This is a genomic window from Enterococcus sp. AAFC-DPL-5182 (genome assembly GCF_058216605.1).
The window spans coordinates 641,757-666,017 of record NZ_CM177101.1 but is presented as its reverse complement, the minus strand read 5'-3'; the positions used below and the strand labels follow the sequence as shown (position 1 = coordinate 666,017).

Genomic DNA, 24,261 nt, shown 5'->3' with positions numbered 1-24,261 from the left:
GAAAAATAATGACTTTTTTATTTAAAATATTTTTGTCGATATTGTTGTGGAGACAAGGTGTAATTCTTTTTAAACACATTGTAGAATGACTTCACTGAGAAAAAACCATTTGCCATCGCAATATCTAATACGGTCATATCAGTATCTCTTAATTGATAATAAGCGTGCTCCAATCGAACGGTATTTACATATTCAGAAAAAGGAATGCCCATATATTTCTTGAAAAATCGTGAAAAATAGGCAGGATCATAGTTAAAAGTTTCTGCTACTTGTTCTAACCTCAGTGACTGATTATAATTCATTTGCACATATTCATTGATTTGTTTTAGCCGCTCTAAATGTTTCAAGCTTTTGATGGTTTGTTTAGTCGCTATCGGGATACTATAATGTTTAGTTAACACAGAAAGAAACGCCAACACCCGACTTTTGACCAGTAAATTCATGGATAAGTCATTTTCCTGATAATCGTGATAAATGTCATTCAATAAGGATTGAACAATCGGATCTTTTCGTTTTAATGGAATCAAATTAAATAAAAAGCGATCATTGTACTGTTGCTGTGTCATTTCTTTCAAAAAAGGAAGCGGAAACTGCATCACAAATACTTCATTGGGTAACGGACTTCTAGAAGAATGGATGATATTTGAATTGATGAATAATGTATCCCCTGGCTCTAACACATACGTTATCTGGGGAAAACGGACTTCTAAAGTCCCTTTCAAACAATACAATAACTCAGCACTTTCATGCCAATGCGTTGAAATCATTCGATCTGGATTTCTAGATGTGAATGAAAAGAGTTTAAATGGATAATTTTTGTTAGGTGAAATCATTTCATGTTTCATATCGATACCTCTTTTACTTTTATTAAGCTGGTTAAATTATAAGCTATTTCAAACTTTGTTAAAAATGTTGATGTTTTGATTTTTTCAAACTATTTATCGACTCCTCCAAATTAATAGTGGTTTATCGGGCAAAAAAAAGAAGCTGGAAATCAGCTTCTCTTTTAATGCTACTTAATATTACGCAATTGGAAAAATGAAACAATTTCGCCAATGCCCATAAAAATCAGAATACCACCAAATAATTGGAAAAGTACTAGTAAGCTACTGAATGGATTAAAGGTTAAAACCAATCCAGCAATAATCAAAATCACGCTATAAATCAGCATCGGCAGCCAGCTAACATTGACATACGTCCGTAAATTCACTGATTGGATCGCACGAGTAACACCAACAACCACGATCACTAGACCAAGGAAAATCGGTAGAATACTTACGATTCCTTTTGCAAAGACTAGCACGATTCCTGCAATCACTAATAAAACGATCCCACCTAGAAAGCTCATTCCATATGTGCCCGTAGCTTTTTTGACTTTAAAACCATCATAAAGATTTAACACACCGATTATTGCAATATAGGCTGATATAAAGTAGACAGCCACCTGAAACACACTTCTAGGATTGATCAAAATCAACAACCCAAAAATCATATAAACAATTCCTCGTAACAATGCATATTTTCTTAATTGCTCCATAACGTTATTCATTATTATCCCTCCATTAACACATTACTTATTTGCTACCTATATTGTATAGAATTTCTTTGAATAAAACGAATAATATGGATCGATAATTGTTATTTTTTTAGAAGTTAAAAACAAAAAATACAACGAACTCGCCAGAAAAAGCTTCACCCATCATAAATTCTTTTGGGCGAAACTTTTTCATTTGTCTATTAAGGTGTTTGTTCTACTTGCCATAGAATCGTTGCGCGGTAGCCACCTGCTTGTAACACTTCACCAGAAGGAACTTCTAACAGTAAGCCTGACTGATTTTTATCCCATTCTGAACTTACATTGTATTGCCCTTTGGTTTCATGTGTTCTTTCTGCTATCGATTGTGTCTCATTTTCCGATAAAACAACCGTTTCCGCGTCACTTATCTTATAACGGATAGCAGAAGGTAAGACTTTGCTCGGATCTTCTTGGCTTGTCAGTGGTTTCTTCAACGTTGCTGTTAGATCCCATGCTCCGCCATTTTTACGATTATCCCAAACAATCAATGGTTTATCATACTTCGCTTTTTCTACCTTTATAAACGGAATTCCTAACGTTTTACGACCAAAATTCAAAAAGGTTGGTGAAGACTGTACGAATAACATCCCTTTAAATTGATATTGTACTGTACTCTCTTCACTTGTAACTGGAATTTTGGTTTCGTTATCTGGTTTTTTGACTAACTGATAGTTCTTTGCCAGAATTGATTCCAAGGCTTGTTGGACTTCTGTTTCTTCCGTTAGATCGATCGTTGTGCCGATGATCTTATCAAAAGTAATTTTGTCATGTAAAGAATCGCCTGTTTCATCTACGAATTCCACGTTCACTTTTTGGTTGCTTTGAATATCGATCGTGATTGTTTTTTTGGTTACTTCTGTCCCACGAACAGCTTTTAAAGTTGCCTTATAGCTTCCTTGTTCAGGATTCAGTGGTAATGTCGTTGACTCTACTGAAAGCGTGATATCTTTACTTGAACCAGTTGCAACATCCCAAGCAATCGCTTCAGATTTTTTAAGAATCAGTTTATTGACTTCGCTTTCAGTCAAGTTTTGAAATGATTCTGGTCTGCTATTAAAATTGTTCGCTGCAATATAAAGACCTCTAGATGGTGGTGTTTCATCGATCACTTGAATCGGAACCTTGATCAACGTCGTTTTATCTGGTTGATCGGCATCCGTCATTCGCACCATTACGCTGGTTAAACCTGTCACCGACGTATCTGGCATATCGCCTTCATATGCATATGAAGCGGTATGTCCAGGCAAGATAACTGCATCCTGAATGACTTCAGAAGCTTTTTTATTAAAAGTAGTTCCTTTTTTGATGATTTGCGGAATTGGTTTTGCCCCGAAATTGTAAACTTTAATCTTTATTGCATAATCTTGTGAAGGCAAACCTTTGTATGGTCCTTCTGATTCATTGATTGCCAGTAAAGAAGTATCGTAGTCTTTGACTGTAGCTGGTTCTTCGTTCAACTGTTCAGGTAATCCTGTTCTTGGTATAGTCAATGGACTATCAAATTCTTTTTGACTATTTGCAACAAATGGCATCGTGACTTCAACATCTGTCGGATACGTTATATAAACCGTACCATAATCTGTTGCGGTAGGGATTTTACTTAACTTATAGCTAGTCTTAAAATCACCTGCATAGTCTGAATAGATATCAAAAACTTCTGGATTAGCTTTTATTTGCATATATGGAAGTTCATCACCGGCAAATATCTCGTAACCTGTGTTTAATGCTCCGTCTGGAGAAATATCTTTCCACGGTGCACCTAATTGATACGCTGAATCGACATTCGAAGCGATAACTTGTCCGGCACTGTAATTTTTACTTTCGGAACCTGTTCCCGTAAAATAGTTTCCGAAGTAATTTCTTCCATTGGCAACTTCTGTACCGCTATATGAACCAGCTATATATTTGGTATAATCTGACAGCCAATTTCCTCGGGAATCTTTTAGTCGAATTGTAAATCTTTTTCCTGACGAAGGTTCAATGTAAAAACCACTATTATTCCCTAGTGCGTAAATTGGAACTCTATCTGTATAATAATCCGTATCCACGCTTTCTAACATCGAAAAACTCTTCGTTGTATTAGAAAGATTGTACATGTCTAACTGGACAGTGAAATTTAAATTTCGATTCAAAGATAGGTTATATACATAAAGAATCTGATTGGGTTCATCTATTAGAATTTGCTTTAGCTCGTTGCCTTTTCGTAAAAAGTATTTGGAGGTCATCTTTGAATCAACCCCATTATAACCAAGTCCGCTTCCTCTAGCCCAACCAGTCCCATAAATAGTGCTCGTATTTAATCCAGGAATATCTGATACTCTTCCTTCACCACCGCTGTAAATATAGCCTCTACCAGCATTGTCTTTGATAATAAATCCTACTTCATTTTTCTGTGAAGTTACAGAAATTCCTCTTTCTGGAAATCCCATTTTTGAACCGTTTAATGGATTAATAATAACACCATCAGCGGAATTTAAGGGTATATTATTCCACTCCTCTGTAGTATTGCCTCCAAAAACTTGATCCGGAACAACCACAACATTCAATTTATAGGTCAATAACTGTTCACCCAATGTTATTGTGATCGTTACTTCTTTAGAACCTCTGCTAGAATTAACAATCATAGACTTAGTAATTTGCGCATCCAATTCTTGTCCTGTCGTCAAATCCCAAGCTTTTGGTGCTAATTTTTGGGTGAGCATTTGGATGATTTTCGGAACAGTTTTGCCTTTGATTTCACTTGCTTTCAAAAGCGGCAAATAATTAAAACTCATTCCTGCTTTTGCATCTACAATAACTATTTGATTATCTAACGTTACTGTAATCGGCACAGGAATAATTGTCGACACACTTGTATCTTTTTTATCCGTCATTTTTATATAACCCCAGTGAAACCCTGTTTTGCTTGTATCAAATTTATTGACAGGTTCAGTAGGATCACCGGCTGGGTTTTTGACCCATTCATAAGTGGAACTGGCGGCAGCCGCATCATTTAAGGACTGATATTTTGAAAAAATATTCGCTGCATTTGTTCCCATTACCATGTCTTTGTTTTGCTCAACATTAAAATAATAAGGCGATTTCACATCGGCACCGAAAACCGTGACATTTCGGGTAGTCGTATCAGATGTACCATCTAATTCTACTTTGATTGTCCCTGTATATGAGCCTATAGAATTATTGACTACTGTCGTACCCGTAAATGATACTGGAACTGCGGCTCCTGTACTCATATTCCAAGCACTCAAATGCGCTCTTGACTGAATGAGCGCAATTAGCTCTTCTTTACTTTTTCCTTTTGTTTCATTCGGGTAAAAAAGAACCTTCGCATCGGCTTTCACCATCACTCTATTTGTTAATAAAGCGGTAGTGTCCGCGCTTGTCACATTGATCGGTACTTTGATGATCGTCGACACAGTGGCGTCATTTCTCTCTGTCATTTTTATATAAGCCCAGTGAAATCCAACGATGGACGTATCAAACTTGTCGATTGCTTCACCATTCTCACCAACAAATTGATACAGCGCATTCGTTGCTGTCGTACTATTTAGTGTTTGAAATTTCGTAAATAAATGTGTTGGACTTGTCCCTAGAGATAAGGTAGTATTTTGAGCGATAGATACGAACGGTTGCGGATTAGCACCGAATACCGTAACATTTCTAGTCGTTGTAGCCGAAACGCCATCTAATTCTACTTTAATCGTACCTGTGTATGAGCCTATAGAATCGTTGAGTGTTGTTGTTTCTGTAAATGATACAGGAACGGCTGCTCCTGTGCTCATATTCCAAGCACTTAAATGCGCTCTCGATTGAATCAACGCAATCAGTTCTTCTTTACTTTTTCCTTTCGTTTCATCAGGATAAAGTATCACTCTTACATCAGATTTCACCATGACTTTATTGGTTAATAATGCTGTAGTATCTGCGCTTGTCACATTGATCGGCACTTTAATGATTGTTGTTACATTTTCATTCGTGTTTGCTGTCATTTTTACGTAAGCCCAATGAAATCCAACGGTGGACGTATCAAATTTTTCCAATGCTTCGCCGTTTTCATTTACAAATTGATAGGTAGCATTTGATCCTGTTTCACTATTCACCGTTTGAAACTTCGTAAATAAATTGGTTGGCCTTATCCCTAAACCGAGTGTTTCATTTTGAGCAACAGACACAAAAGCTCGTGGATTAGCTCCGAAAATAACAACATCTTTTTGAACAGAAGCTTTTTGTTCCGCTTCACCTGTTCCTACTGTAATTTCAAACTCAGCTTTATAAGTCCCTACAGAAGTTGTTACGATCGTTGTTTTGATTACATCCACTGGAACAGACGCGCCGTCTTCCACTTGCCAAGAGCGGACATTCGATTTTGTTTTGACCAACTGCTGTAGCTGCTTTTCTGTTTTATTTGAGATTTCGTTTGGATACAGAATAATTTTTCCTTCCACGTTATCTGTTTGAAGAGCAATTTGATTGTCCAATAAAAAGGATGTTCCTATGTCAGTAACAGTTACTGGTATGGGAACACGAATACTGGTCAGCTCATAATTTTCGGTAATTTCTACATAAATTGTTTGAAATCCCGCCTGTTCACTGCCAGGTGTGGCAGGCGTTCCATCAGCGTTCACATATTCATATACAGCATCGTATTCTGGATGTGGAATAACTCTTTCTGAAAAGAGTTTTGCCAGACCTGATTCGGTGTTGAGATTTGGGAAAGCTTCATTTTGTTTCAGCGTCAAGACTTTAGGAGTCGCCTTCAATCCGGCTTCATTTTCTACTGGATCTAGCGCCTTAGCTATATAGTTTTTCTGTGCTTTTACTGTTGCTGATTTAGCGACACTTGCAGCTGACTCTTTATCGGTCGTCTGTTTAGTTACTTTTTTCACACTTGTTTCAGGCTTTGCTAATATCGGGTTGGTTATGGTGAATAAAGCAGTACCACAAAAAATGACAACTATCGTAAGCCCAATGAGCATCCATAGTAGTTTAGCTTTAGAAGGATTCTTTTTTTTGTTATCCATTTTTTCTCCTTTCTTCTTTATTTTTGATCGCCTACCTAATTACTCTCTATCGCAACACCTCCTTTGTATCACTATCACCTATTTAGTTCAGCTCAAACCAAATCATTGATTGAGCGATTTTGCTTGCTGATTAGAGGTGATGCACATGAAGAGTGTTTGAGTCAGTTCACTATTATTTCTTTTAACGCTGTTCTTTTTCACGATTACAGTCGTAAAAACGGGTTGCTTAACGTCTCTTTTCATTTTCTGCTTTTTTTCGTGTTATCACTTTATAACCTAAAATGAATCCAAGTGCACCTACACATAAAATTAAAAAAATGACCAAAAAAGTCTGTTTTGCGTCTGGTTTATTTTCTTTGAGCTGCATATTAAGGCTGTTCGCCTCTAACGTATTAATCGTAAAATCTTCCGTCCATGACCAATTACCACCATTTTTGGAAGAAACCTTGATCTCAGCGGAATAGGTTCCTGCGCTCAATCCTTTATCAGTTAAATCAATAGGAAAATCAATCATCGAATTCGGAGCCATTCGCATGTCTTTTTTTTGGTATTCAATTAATACTTTTTGCTTGTTGGCTTTTCTTACTTGAACAGCGATCTTCATCCCTTCGACATATACCGGATGACGATTAGAAAGATTGATAAACAAATGACTTTTTTTATCTTTGAATGCTATGTATGTTTTATTTAATTTCAGCTCTGGTTTTATGCTATCCGTATCACCAACACGTAATAACATCCCTACTAAAAAAGCAAATTCATTTACAACAATATCTTTTTTCCCTTGATCACTTGCTTTATGATTCACCACAGGTTTCAATTGGATACCGCCAGCAATCAACCCGTCTTTCATTTCCTTAGGCAGTGTGATCATCAACTCGACTTGCTTACTCCCACCAGAAGGAATCACCACTTTAGTTGGTCCTTTGACGATAGTTGTGAAATCAGTTGTCAAAGAGGTATCTTTTGGCAAATCATTCGGTCCATATTCAACTTTCCCAATACTATTGGTTTTTGCTGTGTTTAAGTGGATTTCAACTGTTAGGTCTTTTGCTAATGAATTATAGAGTTTGAGGGAAACTTGTTGTTCTTGCCCTTTCTTCATCGTCAGATCAAAGTAACCTAAGTTCTTATTTTTCTGATTCTCTGGATATACAATTTCATAAGATAATCCGCCAATCAAATTGGATGAATCTTGTTTTGCGATGCTTTTAACGGGATCAACGAACAGTGCCAAACAGAAGAATAATACTATTAGATATATACGATGTTTTTTCAACGACTGATCCCTCCTTCTCTTTTCAACAATAAATCCTCGATTCTTTGTCATACAGACAATTCTGTGAACAATTTATAACAATAACTGTCTACCAATCTACTTACTTATTTATATCAACACACTACTAAGCTATTTCTTAGTAAGTATTGTCAAGACTCCAGTTCACGCTACCTTTAAATGCTTTACCGGCAGCTCCTGTTCCTGTAGTAACAGTTAATTTAGTATCTGATAATTTTGTAGCAAAACCGCCTTTGACAGCATCTGCTTGCGTTTTCGCAATGATATTTGTTGCAGTCGTATTGCCAGCTTCTAATGTTACACTTTTGCTAACAGTGATATTGTTAGGATCAGCAAGTGCTCCTAAGTTTCCTTCGACTGGATTTGGTAAAAAGTCATTTGTATCTGGATCAACTTCACCAATATCGTACGATTGTGCATCACCTAAAGTAAATGTTAGTTTTGATGGCAATTCTGTAGCTGAGTTGTCTTTAGAAACTAATTTAGACAATGATGCCGTCACTTTCCAAGCAGAAGTTGTTACGGCTTTTGTGCCTTCTCCGCCTGTTTCAGTACCTTGTCTGTCATCATTCACGACAATATATTGATCTCCGGCTACAGTATTGCTATATGTAGCAATATTCGCTGTTGCTGCTTGACGACCAAAATCAAATTTAGATGGTGTCCATACCAATGCTAAGTTATCTTTGAATGGTCCTGGTCCAGGTTTTACTGGTCCATCAGTGTCAAAACGAATCCCCAAGTCTGTCTGCTCATTTCCGACTTCTTCTGCATTCGCAGGTTTTGCAAAAATCAGCAACGCTGATGAAGCAAGTAATGTTGTAAATAGTATTTTTTTCAAAATTTAATCACCCTTCTTATTTAACGTAAGTAAGATTGGCGACAGTTACTGTTATAAATTGTTCACAGATTAATACGTTGTTTCACCAGTCTAGCCAATCAGTTTGATTTGGTCTTTCAGTAAAACAAACAAATAAATAATCAATCCTAGACTTGTGATAGACACAGCTAATAGACTAAAGTTAAAAGCTAAATCCAGCTTCTTTTTTCGTAGCTTTCTAACTAAAAATACGTCTCTTGAAAGTGTCACTAGAAAAAATAGTAACGATGCAGAGGCGATTCCTCCTAATATATAAATCCATAAATAATCTTTCATTTTACCCTCCTATACATGTATGCTGTATACCTTCCGTAAACTGATAACACCTAAAAAGACAATCAAACAAGCGACGCCTAACAATAATAGAATGAACGACGTCATCATTTGTCCTAAATGAGGTAACGCACCATCCGTTGCTGGATAGACGGGAGGTTTTGTCTCATAAATTGGCGGTTTCGGTTTATCTGGTTCAACAGACTGATTGAATGATATACCTGTTTCTGTTTTCTCTTGCTCCGCTAACGCTTGAGGCGCTTGGCTAAACAAAATCCCAAACACACACACTACAAGAAACAACGGCCAAATAAAGTAAGGCTTTTTCATCCTTATTCACCATCTTTTCTATTGATTTTTTTTCGTTTTTTCTTTTGATTCCCCTGTTTTTTTCGTTTTGCAATTCTGACTTTTTTCCATTGTTTTTCCCATTTGTTTCTTCTAAGAACGGTCGACGACATGATCAAGACGCTGATCACCAAAAGGAATATCGCAGTACTTTTGATCCAAGTTGGCGTAATAATTTTAAACGCACTTTCTTCATTCATTTTTTTTGCTTGTTGGTTTGTGATCGTGAATTCTTTGCTCAGCTGCCATTCTTGATAATCATTTGATGCATCCAATTTCAAGATATAGGTTCCAGATGGCAGATCGGCAATGCCCCAATCCATTTCAAAATCAAACGAACTGTTCGGTGCCATACTGTAATTTTCGACAGATTTTCTTTTGACCACTTCAGCGGTCCCTTTTTTCGTCATCGTGCCGACGATACTTAAATTTTCTAATACTTTGGGTTCAGGATTTTGTAAGTTCGCTAAAACCATTTTTTTCCCGCGTTTTATCGAGGCTTTTGCTGAGTTTAGATTCAATGTTTGAGCGTTATTGAATTCATCGCCAGAACCTGACGTGATCAATCCGACACGGTAAGAAAATTCCGTTGAAACACCACTTTTTGCTTTTTCGCCTTGATCCAAAGCAAAAACGATTGCGCCCATTTTGACTCCATCATACTTTTCTTTTGGCGGTGTCAATTGAATTTTCACTGTCTTTTCCTCATGATTACCAACTGTAATCTCTGGTGTGGCTATTTTGATCATTGAGGTCACTGGTTCTTTTAGCGTTGAGTCGAAATATGTTTTATCATCACTATATTCAATGGTTCCGCCATCACCTGTGATGGCATTGGTGCCATAGATCTTGATCCGCACATTCTCTTTTTTGGTACTTTTGATTCTTACTTCTAATGTTTGGGCTTCACCTGGTTTGGTTTGCACATAAAAATAGCTTTTGTTTGGATCGATTTGGGTATTGGACTGAACTAGCGTCACTGTATACCCTAGATTATTATCATCATCTGCAGCCATTACTTGATCAGCAAAAAAAAATAATGAAAAAACACAGATAAGGCTTAGATATATCGCATTAATCTTTCTCATGAAAAAAGGTTCTCCTAACTACTAGTATTTATTCTTATTGAATTGATTGAACAATGATTTCAACATACCACTCATCATTTTCATCACATTTAGTAATTGCTACTAAATTAAGACCTTGCTTAGTAAAATGCTCCATCCAATGTTTCAAAAATTCTTTGGTATATTCTTCAGCTACTGCCTTTGTTTGGAAAGGACCTTCTACTTTAACTAGTTCATTTTCTTCGTACGATTCATCTTTTTCTTCATATAAAGATTTTGTAATGACATATATGATATAGACGATCGTCAGAGAAACGATAAATAGTAATAAAAACAGCGGCCAAATAATTGTTATCAATAACGCTATAGCACTGATTCCGATAATCGCTAGAAACACGATCATTGAATAAGTTCTCTCTTTTCGCTTGATTCCTTCGCGCTTATTTTTGGTATAAAACATCAAGATCAGGAAGAGATTTAATGTCATCAGTAAGAAAGCAACAAATAAATACGTTAGTACATCACTCAAGTAATAAGTCATGATGAACAATAACTGAATAATAAATTTGGCATTTTTATCGACATAAAACATAGCCCCTTCATAAAACCTTGAAAAAAGAATAAAATTAGTGATCCATCCTACCAAAAGGATCAATTGACCGAGATAATACCCTCGATATTTTTGATAATAGGTCTTTTTGTCTTTCACACATTTAGCCATCCATTTCTTTAAATAATTACGTAGTCTTTTAAATCCATCTAGTCATTCTGATATGAGGGATCATTGTAAGACTTTTTCGCCTCGATTTTCGAAAAGAAATCGTTCGTTTTTTGAATAGGTAAGTAGATATCCTTTTGTTCGAATAATTTCAATTTTAAAATAGCTTTGTTCTTTTAATTTATTTCTGATATGGAAAATGAAGTTTGCCACCCGATACTTTTCTAATGATTCTCCTGTTGAATTACCATAAATTGCCTCATTGATTTGCTCATAGGTCACGACGTTATCCAGGTTCTCATATAGCAGCTCAATAATTTTGAATTCTTTTCTGGTTAGTGCTATTATTTTGTCATGAACCACTAGACTTAGCTTGGTTGGATCTAAGTAATGATGATCTGATATTTTTTTCGGTTCTATCTTGTTTAATAAGTGATTTTTGTAATTGAGCGCATTTTTTATTTTGATGCCTAGTTCCTCAAACCCTTGATCCGACTCAATAATTTCAATTACTGAATTTTTACTTAAATGAGGATATAATTTTGTTAGCTCAGAATCCTTTCCTTCACTTAGAACCCAAATAAATAAGGAATGTTCTTCTTCTAGATCGATCAACCACTGAAATGCTTTAACATAATCAGATGATTTCTCCAACTGAAGCACCAAACCATCTAATGTTCCTATTTGTTCTTTTTCTGTAATTTCTATTAGCGAATACTGTTCTTCAATGAGAGCCTGCTTTATCAATAACTCTATGTGATCGTTCTGTTCAGAATCATCTCTGATATGTAATAGGCCAATTGTATTTTCCATATGGCTCCCTCCTCTTCAAATCTTTCTAGCATTTATTTTCTTGTTTTAATAACAAACGAGAAATATCCTTACAAAACCACTTATATCAACACTCAAAATACTTTATGACGGCAAAATTGACGGCGTAGGTTTCTTAAATATCAAATAGCTAGCAAACAATCGTGCAACTGTTGAAACTCCCTAACGAAAATGGTACGTTAAATGAAAAACAAAAATTGCCTTACTACTTTCCAAATGTGATAATTTTTGAAAAGTAGTAAGACTAGCTGATTAAATTAATGGCTTTTCTTTTCTCTGACATAAAAGAATTTACGTAAACGTCTAGCGTCATTTTAGTCGAATGATGACCCAACAAAGCACTGATCGTTGCTATGTTTACTCCTTTTTCTAGACAACGAGTTGCAAAACTATGTCTCAGCTGATGAAAACGAATATTAGCAAAATGAAAACTTTGACAGATTTTCTTTAACCACGTTGAAATGAGACGTGGTTCTGCTGGTTTATTTCCTCCTAACACAAAGTCACCACTCGTTTGTTTTTTTTGTTGGATCAAAAGACTCTTGATATTTTTAGAAATTGGAATAGTACGTTTAGACGTAATACTTTTCGGTGCCCCTTCAATAACTTGTGTTTTTTGGTTCACGCCATTAACCATTTGGATTCTTTGAATCGTGCGCTGGACTGTTAGAATATCGGATGAAAAATCGATATCTTCCCACTTTAATCCAGCAATCTCCCCGATTCTCATCCCAGTTTCTAGAGCCAAAATAATCGCAAGTCCTTTGGGATGCGTTGCTGCTTTTTCTTTTAATTTTTTTTGGTCTTGAGAGGTGATTGCCTCTATATTATTCGGAGTTTTTTTTGGCAAAGCGACATATTTACAAGGATTATCTGGGATCAACCCTCTTTTTACCGCGGCCGTACAGCAAGACATCAATACTTGATACACGATTCGAACAGAGTTAGGTGACAAATCACCTTCTATTTTTTTGATCCAATCATTCAAATTGCTCGTTGTAATGTTTTGCAGGGGACTGTCTCCTAAAAAAGGCAGGATGTGTTTCGTCATTTTATTAGTATAGCTAGCATGTGTGCTAGGCTTCAATTGCCCCTGTATTTCAGTTAGCCAACAAGTTGACCAGTCATTAAGAGTCCCTTGATACTCAATGGTTTTAAAGGTATAGTTATGTGAATAAAGAGCTTTCATCGTTAATAATCTTTCTTTTAAATCCATATATGTTTTATTATATACATAGCCATATAGAGCACTTCCATCACTCTTTCTTCCTTTTATGTATCTTCCTTCCCAGCGACCATCTTTTCGTTTATAAATATTTTCACCTTTTCTTACCATAAATCATTTCCCCCTTATTTTAATTTTGACGGCGATTTGACGGCGAATAAAAATTATTGTAAAACAGCCATCAAACAATAAGATATAAAAGTGAACACAATGATTAAAATACAAAAAAATACTTAAAACAGTGTTGACAAACTGAAAAAAACAATATATCATCAGCTGAGAGACCTAAATATTACGGCATTTACATAATTTTCTCGTTTGTTATTATAACAAGAAAATATTATTTTAAATAACAAATACAAAATAAATTTTTAAAAAAATAATCTGATTTCAGATTTACGACTAGAGACTATTTGTGATTTTGATTTCGGTGGTCTTTTTTTATGTGAGTATATATGTTTAAGTCCTGTCCAGTTAATTATCTGGATAATTCTTTTCTCGAAGTACCAATAACAATGACATCATGTCACTCTATTATACCTTTTATGAATGCAAGTTCTAGTTCCATTTTGTGATGTAGAAATTTTAGGAAGCAAAAAAGACCTAATAGAGATATTAGGTTTTTTTGTTTCCCGCTCTTCGGTTTTGATAGAGGTTCGTGTTTTTTTAGTAGAGCGGAAGATATACTGTTTAAACTGAGCTAGACTAGGTTGTATCGTTTCCTCTACTGATTCAGACACATTTCAATCCACTATAGACGAGCCTGTTCTTGATATTTGAGCTTCCCAAAGCGATTTCAATCCACTAGCTCTAAACAGAGCTAGACTTAAGATTAAACTGATAACTCACTTTTACGTTCTATTTCAATCCACTAGCTCTAAACAGAGCTAGACGAAACCCTAAAAACTTACGTTTCTAACGATCAGCTATTTCAATCCACTAGCTCTAAACAGAGCTAGACCGTGAAAATAACAAAAATACATGACATTTTTCTGCTATTTCACAAAAAATCAACTTAAAAATTAAATTCAGATGAGAAAAAGAGCTTTTTATTGATGTTAAACACCTATTTATTGGTGCGGATCTCCTAGTGTTTTCATGTGCACTTTGGGTCCGCACCAAAATGTTAGTGCTAAAATATCAAAGGTGCTTCAATATCAAAGCTTTCTTTTGCACCTATATGTTCTACTTTTTTTTGATAGTTATTTCCCAATCGATAAATTCGCAAACTGTCTAATTCTTCATCAATTAAATCAACTAATTCTTTTTTCAACTTTGTTAGTTCCGTCGCATCAACAACACATTCAAAAACGGAATTTTGGACACGTTGTCCATAATCTTGACATTTCTTAGCGACTTTTCTTAAACGACGGGTTCCATTTTTCGAACTTGTTGCAACATCATAAGTGATCAACACTAACATACTTTTCACCTACTTCCATAAAAATGGCGGGTAACCATCTAAATCTTCTCTTAAAAAGCGACTTAGTAATAATGCTTGAGCATAAGGAACTAACCCCCAATTGATTTTCTCCCCTAAAAACGGATGCTGAATTTGTTCTTGCTTTTTTTCTTGCCATTTTTGAAAAAAAATTCGCCTACCATCGTCCGTTAAAATCACAGCGCCACTTTCTTTTTTAACGAAATCCTTTTCAGTGATCATTTTTTTATTGATCAATGTCAAAACAAAACGATCTGCATAAATTCCACGTAATTCTTCCATTAAATCTAGCGCCAATGAAGCCCGACCTGGTCGATCTTGATGCATAAAACCAACATACGGATCAAGACCAACTGTTTCTAAGGCTACTGCACATTCTTGCGCTAACAAAGTATACGCCAAAGAAAGCATTGCATTGACATTGTCCAAAGGTGGTCTGCGGTTTCGACCATAAAAACCGAAATCACTTTTTTGTTGTAAAATCATTTGGTCAAACAATAGAAAATAGCGATTTGCTGCTTGTCCTTCGATCCCCCTGAGCGATTCTAGGTTATCGACTAGACGTATATCTTCTATATAATTTTTTAACTCTCCAGATATCTGTTTAAAGCGCTCAACATCAATTCTCATCGGATTCTCTCTTGTCAGACGTTCCAACATCCACCGTTGATTGTACAATTTACCAATAATAAAATGACGGGCAATCGCTAAGCTTTCTTCTTCAATGTCAGATAGACGATATTGCTTTTTACGTAATGTTACATTCCCCGTTGTGCCTCCTGTAACCCGACTACCAAACTTACCAGTATTCGTCAAAAACGTTAGACCGATATTTTTTTCAGCACATTTGCGCATCAAAGCTGGACTTGCGCCCAAATAGCCTGTTGTTACAATTGACTCTAAATTATGAAGAGGAACTCGTCCTAATGTTGTGTCTTCTTTTTTTATCACAATATTTTCACCATCTAAGGCTAGATAGGTTTCAGGAGTCGTAACGAATAATGTATTCAATAATTTTCTCATTCACATAACCTCCGATCTAAATAACCTTTAACCGTTTGAACATTCATCAATTTAGGTAAACAGATATTTTGTAACGAACACTTTTTACAGAAATTACCTGTTTTAACTTTAGGTGTGTAGCGCCTTGTCCAGTATTGATGCATTTCAGCTACATTTTTCTTGAGTTCTTCACGCAAAGCAGGCGTAATGTCGATTTCTTCTCTGCGTTTTGTTTCATGATAATAAAGATAGCCTTTTGGTACTTCACAAACGAGCATTTCTTCTAAACAGACTGCCTGTGCGGTTAACTGTAAAATATCACTAAGTTCTTGCTTAGGCTTTCCATGCTTGTATTCAACTGGAATCGGTGAAAAGGTTCCTGATTCTCCGTTTAAGGGCACACCATTTGGATCTTGTACAAATTCCACAACATCACAGATTCCAGTAATACCCAAAGTTGGCGAATGGATAGGTAATGCACGAACAATTAAACGATCTTTGCGTTTTTCCCGAATCGTCGGTTGGTCTGCTTTTTCATGTAAATATTGTCCTTCTAGCGGCAAAACATTTTCTTGCCATTGCTGTTCAATGTGAATCAAGGCCCATTGACGGCGGCAAAAGAGAAAATGTTGGATACCAGAGATCATTAAATAATCTTGTTCATCGTACATATTATAGCCCTTTGATGACTGTTAGCTCGATTCCTTCTAGTGGTTCAACCATTATTGTATAATCATCGAATGATTTTGCTCGATCTACTTCAGGATTTTTTTCGATTTTTACAGAACGATGGACTTTAGCGGATGAGGCTTTGCCCATTTTACTTGGGTGTTCCCACCAGTACACTTTCTCTACAGCCATGCTGCCGTCTGGACGAGCAGAGGATGCATCATTTTCGAAAAGAGTTGTTAGGGCTGCTTTGATTTTTTCTGCATCCGCTTCGGTAAAGCCTGTTTTTTCGGCTAGTTGAACGTTGATGCTGCCGCTGAAAACATAGACACCAAAGTCAACGAAATGTTTGGTTCCCATGGTGTCGGAGCCTTTTTTATCACCCGTAACAGAGTTCACACTTTTCGTAATTTGCATCGTGTTGATATCGATTGGCTCTACACTTACAGCGGTCTGTATAGAAACAGGTCCACGAACACCAACCGATAAATCAGATCCCTTAAACGCAAAAACTTGCCCAAAACTTCTAGTATCCATGAATGTTTTACAAGCGATTTGTGCGTAACGATCCGCATCCTTTTTCTTGTCTTTACTAATTGCCTCTAATTCCTCGACCGCATCTGCTCGGTCTTTCAAACTTTTAAAGCCATCATCCGCACGGTCATCAGACTGAACAAAAATACGTTCACCTAAGTCTTGTAGTCGATTACGAATTTTACGTTTAATTGCTACATCTGATATTTCACCGAAACCATCAAAATTTTGACGAGGTCGGTTTCCGTTTAATGGATCACCGTTTGGGTTTGCATTTGTTACTGAAACAATGACTTTAAAGTCGATTTTATTTTCTAATGTACTCATGATTTATTCCTCCGTTTTGTCTTCTGATTTTTTATAAGTGTCTAATTCATAACGTTGTTCAGAATAGCCCATAAGATATTCCCCATTCAATGGCTTGTTTGTTCTTTCCCCTTTTTCAAAGGATGCAACAATTTCATCTATTAAATGTTGATAATATAGGCCTCTGTCTTTCAAACGTCCGTAATATGGAATTAAGTTTTCTTGGAGTGTTTGCCAAGTTTGTAAGGGATGATTACTAAATGTATTCATGTAACGCATTGCATTTGTCATTCTGTCTTTTTCACCCAAAGAAAGTGATTTTCTCTCCACCTTATCTGCTACCGCCAACATTCTTCCAAATAGATAACTTCTATCAGTTTCACTTTTATCTAATACCACAATTCGTTCCCCCTTTTTAAAGTTTTTATTCATAACTGCACAAGCAATACTTAGTGTTTTTTCCCATTCCCATTTTTCCATGCTTACAGGATTTGACGCTCGTTGCAGGAGATTTCTAACAATATTGATTGGAATCTTTTTACCATCCACAACGCAAGGAAATAATTCATGGATTGTATTTTTTATTAACGTGTCACTAGCTCGTGCACCATAAGCTGCTTCAGCAATATCTCTAAGTGATGGAGCACCCCAAAATGTGTAGCGTTGTTTATTTTTACTACCATACGTATGACGCCAAAAACACGTTTGATGCCATGCTTCAATTCGTGTAAAGTATTGTTCTTTTTCAAATGAACGATAGTAAAGAATCCCCATTCTTCCAGGAGTTGCAGCATCTAAAATCATAATATAAATCGGCTCATGGTAAGAAAGCTTCACGCTATAACCATTCAAGGCCTTTTTAAATAATTCGGAAAATTGTTGGTGCGTTGTATCTGGATTCAATAACATTTCGGCTTCTTCATCCTTTGCAAAAATAGCATCAAAATCAAGAAAATCAACGCTTGATCCTTCTGGGTTAGGCACCTCTGTTTCTTTTCTCCCCCAAGTTAAGAAAACTCGTCCGTCCAAAATAAATGCTTGTTTGCCAATCAGCCATTTCAATGCGTTATGCCCTTTTTGAGAAACTTCGTAACTGATCGAAGCGACTTGATTTTTATCAGTAAAACGACCTTTATACGTGAAATTTGTGGAATCATTTCCTGAGATCAATTTCGCCATATCACCGCCATAGCGTACTTTTGAAGGATGGTTTTCTGTTAGTGGTAACATTTCTCCAGTGACATAATCTAGCCCTTCATTTGTCAGTTCGTTTGTATAATAAGCAACAAATGAATCAATTATTTCTTTATCTCCCCAGAGTGGTCGTTTTTCTTTTCCCTTTTCTTGAACAGCAAATCTGACAAAAGAAGCTGATTGTTCCCCAACTACCACACTAAATAATGGCGGCTTCTCACCAAGTTTTGCTTCAAGTTCTTTTGACCATTTTGGAATAAGTTGATGATTCTTCTCAAACATTACATTTCCTTGTACTAAATCTTCAATCAATGTTCCTTTTTCTAAATACTGCAAAACACTTTTAACAACTGGCTGAGAATACTCTGATTCGCACCATGCCTGCAAGTTTTCTACATACATTTGATACGAATTTTTTCCAACTTTATTCTTTTTATAGACACCACCATATTTTTCAAAGTCACCTGCCACATAGACTAAATTATCATGGATTAAATGAGGTGCAGACGTTGAGCCAGATCTTCCAGCAGACTCGATCGTTACAGGAATCATGGTTTGCGACGCTTCTTTTGGTACAACATCTGCCTCGTAAAATTCACCCTCTGGCGTTATCGTTACTTCGATTTGTGCATTTTGATAAGCATGAGCAATGGGCAAAAGAACGATTTCTTTTCCAGAAGATGTTCGTTGAACTTCCCCTACTTGGTCTTCATTTTCTTTGTACGTTTGGTACAAGTCATTTAGCCAACTCATTATTCAACCTCCTGTTCCAAAGTTTCAAATAACTGATCGACAGTTTCGATATCTGTTGGTCCAAATACTTTTGCCTGCATTGTTCTAAGTGATCGAACTAAAGTGCATTCTTCTGGACGTTTAAACTTAATGATGCCTTTTTCCATAATCGGACGCCACAAGCGAACAGCTAATTCATCTTTTCCTGTTTCATCTGGATAAGATAAACCGTGCACCATTGTGCCAAAATGCAATTCTCCTTCATAATTGTCATAGTCGCCTTTAGCTTTCCCAAACTCAACTGGCTCTACGTATCCCTGACATTCTCTTGTTCCTAGAAAAATATCTCTCCGTCCGCCAGCTTTGATCGAACGTTTTAAAATCTGATAATGCTTGTCTTCATTCCAATCTCCTTTTAAATCAGGACGATGTGGATTAAACTCAAAATGGACTTTCACTTCATAAACAGGCTTTTTCAAATACGTATAGTATGCTAAATCACAGGCACTGCTATCGTTGTATTTCATGGGTCGCATGCCTTTGGATTCCATTTGAATCGAGTTTATCACGCGAACTTCATCAATATAGTACATAATCGATGGTTTCCAATAGATGCTTTCTGTGATTCCTTTTAGCGCTTGATAGGTGGGCACTTGATAGGTCATTTTTTCACCACCCATTTTTGTCAAAGGATCTGTAAAAAGAGCATATTCACCTTCAACTCTAAATGAAATCTGATTTTTGTATCTCATCGTTGCTTCCTCCTTTATAATCAAACTCTTGAAGTCAGATACTATTAAAATCCTAAATAACCACTAGCCGCTTCTGCTTCTATATCTATGCCAAACTTCAAATCATACGCGTTACTGGTCAGAGCCAAAATATCGCCATTCAACAGTGGATAAATTCCACCACTTGTTTGAAGTTCCATCAATTCATGCTGGAAGATATTGACCATATATTGTTGTGCTTTTTTCAGCGTTGGCGCATACTCTTCAGGTCTTAGCTCACCATTTAAATCTGCAATCAATTCATTCCCATCTCTGTACGGAACAAGCACTGATGTCGTTGGACTATCAATGACTTGAAAATATTTCCCTACTGTTTTAGGACTACTTCTAAGTGCCAAAATAGGTGCAGAGCCGTATGTTCGTTTATAATGTTCCAGCGCATTAGCACCTTCTCCTAATAGACCAAACAGTTCGAGCGATGTCTTTTTAACTGGATAGTTTAATTCATGCTTAAAACAATCATAATAACGATCAAAATACCGTTTTTGAACATCATGAGAAAGTAATTCCCCTTGATCAAGTTCACTGTTTTCTTTAAGAATATCTAACGTAATTCCTTGTCCTTTTTTAATCTGTGGCAAATGAGTCAGATTTTCAAGCTCTGTGGAAAGATTGACTAGGTAGACTGGTTGTTGCTTAGTTTCCCCATGTCGATTGCACCGTCCTGCGGCTTGAGTAATTGAATCCAAGCCAGCCACCGAGCGAATCACAGATTGAAAACTAATATCTACACCCGCTTCAATTAATTGCGTTGTGATACAGATTAGTTTTGTCTCACTATTTTTTAGTTTCTCACGTAATTCATCCAACAAATCTTTCCGATGTTTGGCACACATTGAGGTACTTAAATGATATAACTCAACATCTTCTAATTGCTGTTCTTCCAAATATTGATATAAACTCCGAACAGCTTTTTTAGTATTTAAAATAATTAGCAAATTTTCTTTCTCTGCTAAAATGTCTTGACTGAAATCAGCTAATGCTTCAAGCTTCCATGGTTCATCTGTTGTTCGATCAATGACCTCTACTCGTTTAAACTTGGATTCTACTTCTGATAAATCCAAAACCATTTCCCCATCGGAATCTTTGGTTAACGCTCGTCCAACATTTTCTAAAGACGGCTGAGTTGCTGTACACAGAACACTCGTTGTTCCACCGAATTTTTTTAAGAAGTTCAAACTTTCATTAAATAAATGCGTACAGTTCGTTGGCACGCCTTGCGCCTCATCAAAAATAATCACAGCATTGGTTAAATTATGAAAACGACGTGGGTTTCGAGTTCCTCGACTGTAAATCGTATTTAGAAACTGCACCATCGTTGTAAAAATCACTGGGCTTTCCCAATTGTCTTTCATTAATGCTTGTTTTTGCTCCAGTGCTTCTTTTTCTGCTTCTGATTCCTCCGATTTCCTTGCTTTCGTTTCTTCCTGATCTGTAAAAACATTGGAATGATGCTCTAGAATATTTTCTTCATCTTTTAAAATCTCTCGAACTGTCGCAGCGTTCTGTTCAATAATCGTTGTAAACGGTACGACATAAATGATGCGCTCTTTTCCATGTTTTATAGCGTGATTCAAGGCAAATCGTAAGCTAGCTAACGTTTTTCCGCCTCCTGTGGGAATCGAAAGGGTATAAATCCCTGTTTCTCTTTCAGCAAAGGTCTTGCATTGATCTGACATTTGTCCACGAAGTTGATTGATTGGTGTGTCAGCGGTAAAAGTTGAAATATATTCTTCTAGGCTTTGACTATAAGATTTCAGTAACGCATCATTTTCATGCTTTTTAAATTTTTCATTTTCTTCAAACAACATCGTATTTGTTCGGTCAGCATCCAGCAGACAACTATATATGAATTTCAAAAGGAAAAATGTATCATTTTGTTTGACCCTGCTTTTTCCATTTGATTGATAAAACCCTTTCAATTCTTCTATTGCTTCTGTCAATAATTGTTGAAATTGTTCTTCTGACATCACTTCTTCAAAAAAACGAAGTTTAATCTGCTCATAGTCCACAACCTCTATTTCTGCTACTCGCCTAAGATAATCAGACGTTGCTTCTCCCTCTGGTGTAAAAAAATCTTGCAGCCCTCGACTGCTGTGATGAGAAATAATCGCATTCCCCACCAATTCAGCAAAAATATATGAAAATGGATCACGACTATTTTTGTGGCAATAATCAAAAAGAAGTTTACCACCCGCAGTTGAATGATCCACGCTACCACGTGTCACACTTTTCGGATCAGCAATAGCTTTTCGCAAATATTCTTGGAATTCGTTGGAATATTTCCCTAAATCATGAAGTAAACCTGCTATATAGCTAACTTTTCTTAATCCAATTTTTGCGCCCCAATCACCACTCAACACGGCACATTCTAGTAGGTGATCTTTTAAGCGTTGCTTTTCTCCATCTGATTTCCTTACATGTGCGATATACATACTTAAACTCCTCAATTGATTTCTAAATGTCTTAAATAAATTATACCACTTATAAAAAAAGAACTATCTAAAATTTTAGATAGTTGGATTAATTTTTTAGTTAAAGAAAAAAAGGTAGACTAGTATTAATATTAGCAATAATAAAATAAACAAAACAGAAAGAACATCCCAAAGCTTCTCTGCTATAACTACAACGAGTGCACTAATAGCTACCAACAACAATTTTTTACTTTTATCTCTATTAATCATTTTATTATTACCCTTCCTGCTAATTCTAATACTAAACACTGAATTGAGCATAAAAATATTTACTAGTTTAGCGTACTACATTAAAACTTTTTAGTCAACTTTTTCTTCCTTATTAGTTAAAATATAAATAATGTGTTATAATTTAAATAAGTTTTAGAACCTGTCACATTTTAAATGTGTGGATTGAAAGAATTCTGTGTTTAGTACCTAATGATAGTATCAGCCCAAGTTCTGGAATTTGGGCTGGTTTTCATTTATCTAATTAAATCCGTCCTCAATAAATAAAGCTATCAAGAAAGAACTTGACTCCACCTTTTTTTTCATGTATCTTATAAGTAGAAAATAACGAGTATGTAGATACACCAAAGACCCCATCACTTTCGGAGAGTGATGGGGTTTATTTTGGCTTTCAGCCGCTTTCTAGTTCTGCCGATTATCAAGCCAATGTTTGAATAGTCCCAAGACCACTCCAACAATAATCGGACCAATGATTGTGGAAAATAAAACGAGCATGTCGAAACACCTCCTTTATGCGATACGTATCGCCATCGCAAAAGAGAAAGCGACCACTTTTAGCATAGCAAAGGTTTTGTTTCTTGCTAGCTTTTCTTCGTAATTAATTCTGCTTTTGTCAAATTTGTCCTATTCTTAAAACTATTTTGATTATTTTCATTAATTTTTACTTCGCAGAAAAAAATCTCCATTTCAAAAAATTTCTGTTATTTTTCTTTATATATAAGGGAGCATGATTTCGATGTTATTTAATACCGTTCCGCAAAAAAACTCATTGTGAACAAGCTACTCTTTATGTATAATAAAACGCATAGGATAGAAATAACTAACATTAAAACTAAATAAATTGGCTCTTCGTGGTCTGGCGCCAACCAAACCAGAAGCTTTGTTTAAACAGCAGTATCTGTAAAACGACTTTGCCAATAGCGTAAGGATAAATCTATGTTTTGTTGTACAGTCGCAACACATTTTATAGGTTCTTTATCTTGCCTATTTGTAGACGATTACAGGATACCTGTGGATCGTCTTTTTTTATTTCTATCCTACAAACTTTGAGAAAAAGAAAAATAGGCACTTCATTGTTCGGCGCCAACCGTTCAATGAAGCCCTGAATAGAAAGCAGTATCTCTCTATCCAAGTTGCCTATTTGCTAGTACCGTAGTACCAGCTTCTTTATTGTACCTAATTCTTGTAAGAATTTCTAGACACTTTTGAAATTTTTCTCTGGGTACTCAAAGGAGTTCCCTACATACTAGCATAATTGAACGATAGAGACGGACAGCTTTTACATTTTTCTTTTGCTCTACATACTAAAAAGAAAAGGAGCATTTCCATGAAAAATTCAGCCATCTGCATCAAAACTGTCCCTTATCAAGAGATTCTAAATCTTCGAGATTCACTCGAGCGTTTAGAATCTTGGAAAGAACCGCTAGAAGTTTTGGAAAAGTACTTTACCAATCCAACTACACCAATCAATAAAAAGCAAGTAGTCAAACAATACTACGCAAGTGCAAAATTGTTTGAAACCTTTCATAAAGAATATGCGCTTTTGATAGCCGAATCGCAAAATCAATTAGCGAGTATTGTACAAAATCAAAAGATCTAATCAAAAAATAAAAAGGACTATTTTTTGCGTATTTAGATATTGTAAGGGATAAAT

The 24,261-nt window shown here is 36.0% G+C and carries 20 protein-coding genes; 1 reads left to right on the top strand and 19 read right to left on the bottom strand.

The features are described from left to right. Positions 1-17 precede the first annotated feature (17 nt). The 19 genes from AC4BB7_RS03010 to AC4BB7_RS02920 form a co-directional block, all read right to left on the bottom strand. Positions 18-845: an AraC family transcriptional regulator gene (locus AC4BB7_RS03010; protein ID WP_086315456.1), complete on the bottom strand. Its 828-nt coding sequence runs from the start codon at positions 843-845 to the stop codon at positions 18-20. Between the two features lie 167 nt (positions 846-1,012). Beyond that, positions 1,013-1,549 (bottom strand): HdeD family acid-resistance protein, encoded by a 537-nt coding sequence (locus AC4BB7_RS03005; protein ID WP_086315455.1) that lies wholly within the window; start codon positions 1,547-1,549, stop codon positions 1,013-1,015. A gap of 188 nt (positions 1,550-1,737) precedes the next feature. Beyond that, complete coding sequence (locus AC4BB7_RS03000; RefSeq protein WP_490484380.1) at positions 1,738-6,597, bottom strand: MucBP domain-containing protein; 4,860 nt, start codon at positions 6,595-6,597, stop codon at positions 1,738-1,740. 226 nt (positions 6,598-6,823) lie between these two features. Then, positions 6,824-7,876 (bottom strand): WxLIP family cell surface protein, encoded by a 1,053-nt coding sequence (locus AC4BB7_RS02995; RefSeq protein WP_490484379.1) that lies wholly within the window; start codon positions 7,874-7,876, stop codon positions 6,824-6,826. A gap of 136 nt (positions 7,877-8,012) precedes the next feature. Further along, on the bottom strand, positions 8,013-8,735 hold the full coding sequence (locus AC4BB7_RS02990; protein ID WP_490484378.1) for a WxL domain-containing protein: 723 nt from the start codon (positions 8,733-8,735) through the stop codon (positions 8,013-8,015). A 90-nt stretch (positions 8,736-8,825) separates the two neighbouring features. Then, positions 8,826-9,050, bottom strand: coding sequence for a hypothetical protein (locus AC4BB7_RS02985; protein WP_207111917.1), 225 nt, complete (start codon positions 9,048-9,050; stop codon positions 8,826-8,828). Positions 9,051-9,059: 9 nt separating this feature from the next. Beyond that, on the bottom strand, positions 9,060-9,377 hold the full coding sequence (locus AC4BB7_RS02980) for a hypothetical protein (protein WP_490484377.1): 318 nt from the start codon (positions 9,375-9,377) through the stop codon (positions 9,060-9,062). 2 nt (positions 9,378-9,379) lie between these two features. Beyond that, positions 9,380-10,483, bottom strand: a complete 1,104-nt coding sequence (locus AC4BB7_RS02975; RefSeq protein WP_490484376.1) for a WxLIP family cell surface protein — start codon at positions 10,481-10,483, stop codon at positions 9,380-9,382. A gap of 34 nt (positions 10,484-10,517) precedes the next feature. Beyond that, entirely contained in the window at positions 10,518-11,171 is a 654-nt protein-coding gene (locus AC4BB7_RS02970) for a hypothetical protein (RefSeq protein ID WP_490484375.1), read from the bottom strand. 72 nt (positions 11,172-11,243) lie between these two features. After that, positions 11,244-11,993 carry a winged helix-turn-helix domain-containing protein gene (locus AC4BB7_RS02965; protein ID WP_490484374.1) on the bottom strand — a complete coding sequence of 250 codons (750 nt, stop codon included), beginning with the start codon at positions 11,991-11,993 and terminating at the stop codon, positions 11,244-11,246. Positions 11,994-12,255: 262 nt separating this feature from the next. Further along, positions 12,256-13,347, bottom strand: a complete 1,092-nt coding sequence (locus tag AC4BB7_RS02960; protein ID WP_490484373.1) for a tyrosine-type recombinase/integrase — start codon at positions 13,345-13,347, stop codon at positions 12,256-12,258. A 1,021-nt stretch (positions 13,348-14,368) separates the two neighbouring features. Continuing rightward, the gene (cas2, locus tag AC4BB7_RS02955; protein ID WP_490484372.1) at positions 14,369-14,659 is read right to left on the bottom strand and encodes a CRISPR-associated endonuclease Cas2; all 291 of its coding nucleotides are present in this window, start codon (positions 14,657-14,659) and stop codon (positions 14,369-14,371) included. Positions 14,660-14,668: 9 nt separating this feature from the next. Next, positions 14,669-15,700 (bottom strand): type I-C CRISPR-associated endonuclease Cas1c, encoded by a 1,032-nt coding sequence (gene cas1c / locus AC4BB7_RS02950; RefSeq protein WP_490484371.1) that lies wholly within the window; start codon positions 15,698-15,700, stop codon positions 14,669-14,671. Further along, complete coding sequence (gene cas4, locus AC4BB7_RS02945) at positions 15,697-16,350, bottom strand: CRISPR-associated protein Cas4 (RefSeq protein WP_490484370.1); 654 nt, start codon at positions 16,348-16,350, stop codon at positions 15,697-15,699. The genes cas1c and cas4 overlap by 4 nt, the downstream gene beginning before the upstream one ends. Position 16,351: 1 nt before the next feature. Next, complete coding sequence (gene cas7c / locus AC4BB7_RS02940; protein ID WP_490484369.1) at positions 16,352-17,209, bottom strand: type I-C CRISPR-associated protein Cas7/Csd2; 858 nt, start codon at positions 17,207-17,209, stop codon at positions 16,352-16,354. A 3-nt stretch (positions 17,210-17,212) separates the two neighbouring features. Further along, the gene (gene cas8c / locus AC4BB7_RS02935; RefSeq protein ID WP_490484368.1) at positions 17,213-19,135 is read right to left on the bottom strand and encodes a type I-C CRISPR-associated protein Cas8c/Csd1; all 1,923 of its coding nucleotides are present in this window, start codon (positions 19,133-19,135) and stop codon (positions 17,213-17,215) included. After that, positions 19,135-19,866, bottom strand: a complete 732-nt coding sequence (gene cas5c / locus AC4BB7_RS02930; RefSeq protein ID WP_490484367.1) for a type I-C CRISPR-associated protein Cas5c — start codon at positions 19,864-19,866, stop codon at positions 19,135-19,137. The genes cas8c and cas5c overlap by 1 nt, the downstream gene beginning before the upstream one ends. 44 nt (positions 19,867-19,910) lie before the next feature. Beyond that, the gene (gene cas3 / locus AC4BB7_RS02925; RefSeq protein ID WP_490484366.1) at positions 19,911-22,340 is read right to left on the bottom strand and encodes a CRISPR-associated helicase Cas3'; all 2,430 of its coding nucleotides are present in this window, start codon (positions 22,338-22,340) and stop codon (positions 19,911-19,913) included. A gap of 669 nt (positions 22,341-23,009) precedes the next feature. Then, a complete protein-coding gene (locus tag AC4BB7_RS02920; RefSeq protein WP_490484365.1) occupies positions 23,010-23,102 on the bottom strand; it encodes a type I toxin-antitoxin system Fst family toxin in 93 nt (30 codons plus the stop codon). A gap of 832 nt (positions 23,103-23,934) precedes the next feature. On the opposite strand from AC4BB7_RS02920, the gene AC4BB7_RS02915 reads away from it, so the two are divergent. Then, the gene (locus AC4BB7_RS02915) at positions 23,935-24,207 is read left to right on the top strand and encodes a hypothetical protein (RefSeq protein WP_490484364.1); all 273 of its coding nucleotides are present in this window, start codon (positions 23,935-23,937) and stop codon (positions 24,205-24,207) included. The last annotated feature ends 54 nt before the right edge of the window (positions 24,208-24,261 follow it).

What these genes read in the sequence shown, in the direction of transcription:
- AC4BB7_RS02960 (WP_490484373.1), bottom strand. Translation starts at nt 13,347, where the DNA reads ATGGTAAGAAAAGGTGAAAATATTTATAAACGAAAAGATGGTCGCTGG.
- cas5c (WP_490484367.1), bottom strand. Translation starts at nt 19,866, where the DNA reads ATGAGATACAAAAATCAGATTTCATTTAGAGTTGAAGGTGAATATGCT.
- AC4BB7_RS03010 (WP_086315456.1), bottom strand. Translation starts at nt 845, where the DNA reads ATGAAACATGAAATGATTTCACCTAACAAAAATTATCCATTTAAACTC.
- AC4BB7_RS02980 (WP_490484377.1), bottom strand. Translation starts at nt 9,377, where the DNA reads ATGAAAAAGCCTTACTTTATTTGGCCGTTGTTTCTTGTAGTGTGTGTG.
- AC4BB7_RS02975 (WP_490484376.1), bottom strand. Translation starts at nt 10,483, where the DNA reads ATGAGAAAGATTAATGCGATATATCTAAGCCTTATCTGTGTTTTTTCA.
- cas8c (WP_490484368.1), bottom strand. Translation starts at nt 19,135, where the DNA reads ATGAGTTGGCTAAATGACTTGTACCAAACGTACAAAGAAAATGAAGAC.
- AC4BB7_RS02915 (WP_490484364.1), top strand. Translation starts at nt 23,935, where the DNA reads ATGAAAAATTCAGCCATCTGCATCAAAACTGTCCCTTATCAAGAGATT.
- cas3 (WP_490484366.1), bottom strand. Translation starts at nt 22,340, where the DNA reads ATGTATATCGCACATGTAAGGAAATCAGATGGAGAAAAGCAACGCTTA.
- cas1c (WP_490484371.1), bottom strand. Translation starts at nt 15,700, where the DNA reads ATGAGAAAATTATTGAATACATTATTCGTTACGACTCCTGAAACCTAT.
- cas7c (WP_490484369.1), bottom strand. Translation starts at nt 17,209, where the DNA reads ATGAGTACATTAGAAAATAAAATCGACTTTAAAGTCATTGTTTCAGTA.
- AC4BB7_RS02985 (WP_207111917.1), bottom strand. Translation starts at nt 9,050, where the DNA reads ATGAAAGATTATTTATGGATTTATATATTAGGAGGAATCGCCTCTGCA.
- cas2 (WP_490484372.1), bottom strand. Translation starts at nt 14,659, where the DNA reads ATGTTAGTGTTGATCACTTATGATGTTGCAACAAGTTCGAAAAATGGA.
- AC4BB7_RS03000 (WP_490484380.1), bottom strand. Translation starts at nt 6,597, where the DNA reads ATGGATAACAAAAAAAAGAATCCTTCTAAAGCTAAACTACTATGGATG.
- AC4BB7_RS03005 (WP_086315455.1), bottom strand. Translation starts at nt 1,549, where the DNA reads ATGAATAACGTTATGGAGCAATTAAGAAAATATGCATTGTTACGAGGA.
- cas4 (WP_490484370.1), bottom strand. Translation starts at nt 16,350, where the DNA reads ATGTACGATGAACAAGATTATTTAATGATCTCTGGTATCCAACATTTT.
- AC4BB7_RS02920 (WP_490484365.1), bottom strand. Translation starts at nt 23,102, where the DNA reads ATGCTCGTTTTATTTTCCACAATCATTGGTCCGATTATTGTTGGAGTG.
- AC4BB7_RS02965 (WP_490484374.1), bottom strand. Translation starts at nt 11,993, where the DNA reads ATGGAAAATACAATTGGCCTATTACATATCAGAGATGATTCTGAACAG.